At 56.4% G+C, this 1,411-nt stretch carries 2 protein-coding genes; one reads left to right on the top strand and one right to left on the bottom strand.

Translation table 11 applies throughout. The annotated features are described in order from the left end of the window. The coding region (locus tag ACRESJ_RS02445; RefSeq protein ID WP_431756474.1) for a magnesium transporter at nucleotides 1-989 on the top strand (989 nt) is incomplete at its 5' end. Nucleotides 990-1,091: 102 nt separating this feature from the next. Here the strand turns inward: ACRESJ_RS02445 and ACRESJ_RS02440 are convergent. Then, nucleotides 1,092-1,409 carry an Arc family DNA-binding protein gene (locus ACRESJ_RS02440; protein ID WP_431756473.1) on the bottom strand — a complete coding sequence of 106 codons (318 nt, stop codon included), beginning with the start codon at nucleotides 1,407-1,409 and terminating at the stop codon, nucleotides 1,092-1,094. Between the last annotated feature and the right edge of the window lie 2 nt (nucleotides 1,410-1,411).

Raw genomic sequence — 1,411 nt, 5'->3', positions numbered from 1 at the left:
AACGCGAGCGCGTGCGTTCTGCTTTGTCCTATGACGAGGAGCAGGTCGGTGCACTGATGGACTTCGAGATGGTGACCATCCGCGAGGATGTCAGCCTTGAAGTGGTCTTGCGTTATCTGCGCCGTCTCAAGGAGTTGCCGGGCCATACCGATAAACTGTTCGTGGTCGATTACGACGGCGTCCTCAAGGGCGTGTTGCCGATCAAGCGTTTGCTGGTCAACGATCCGGACAAACAGGTTTCCGAGGTGATGGCCAGCGATCCGGTGAGTTTTCACCCGGACGAAGACGCTTACGATGCTGCCCAGGCATTCGAGCGTTATGACTTGATCTCCGCGCCCGTGGTCGACAAGAACGGCAAGCTGATCGGCCGTCTGACCATCGATGAAATGGTCGACCTGATCCGTGAAGAGAGCGAGAGCGAAGTTCTCAACATGGCGGGTCTGCGTGAAGAAGAAGATATTTTTGCGTCGGTCTGGAAATCCCTGCGTAACCGTTGGGCCTGGCTGGCGATCAACCTGATTACCGCGTTCGTGGCTTCTAGGGTCATCGGTTTGTTTGAAGGCTCGATCGAAAAGCTCGTGGCGCTTGCGGCATTGATGCCGATTGTGGCGGGCATTGGTGGCAACTCGGGTAACCAGACCATCACCATGATTGTTCGCGCCATGGCGCTGGACCAGGTGAGCACCGGTAATACCTCGCGCCTGATGCGCAAGGAATTGGCCGTCGCGTTGATCAACGGCGTAATCTGGGGCGGGGTGATTGGTGCGGTTGCCTACCTGCTCTATGGCAGTTGGTCATTGGGCGTGGTGATGACCGCTGCAATGACGCTCAACTTGCTACTGGCGGCATTGATGGGGGTTCTGATCCCTATGACCCTGGCGAAGATGGGGCGCGATCCGGCAATGGGCGCCAGTGTGATGATCACCGCCATGACCGACAGCGGAGGCTTTTTCATCTTCCTCGGGCTGGCGACAATCTTCCTGCTCTGATGTCCCGTTCATTAAAAACCCGCCTTTGGCGGGTTTTTTTGGGCCTGAATTTCAGGCAAAAAAAAAGCCAGCGATAAAGCTGGCTAGAGCTTTCTGCTTGAATCAGGACGCGTCGGCGGCCATTTCAGCATCATGCGCGATCAGCGAAACCAGGGCGTTCTGCTGTCGGTGGGAGAGTTGGCGGAAGCGTTGCAGCAGCTCCCGTTCGTGCAAGGAAAGCTCCGGGCTGTCCAGGCGCATGCTCAACTCTTCTCCCAGTGCGCCTTCCTGAATAAGACTCTGCTCAAGGCGCGCAATGATTTCGGAGTTCATGCTGCGATGATGATTGCGAGCCACCTCGGCAATGCGTTCACGCATTCCGTCTGGCAGACGTACGACGAACTTGTCAGCCGTACGGCTGGAATAAATTGCCTGTTTCAATG

It is taken from the genome of Pseudomonas sp. (genome assembly GCF_050739655.1).
Lineage (GTDB): Bacteria > Pseudomonadota > Gammaproteobacteria > Pseudomonadales > Pseudomonadaceae > Aquipseudomonas.
Note: the sequence above shows the minus strand (reverse complement) of the source record. Positions and strands in the feature narration are given on the sequence as shown.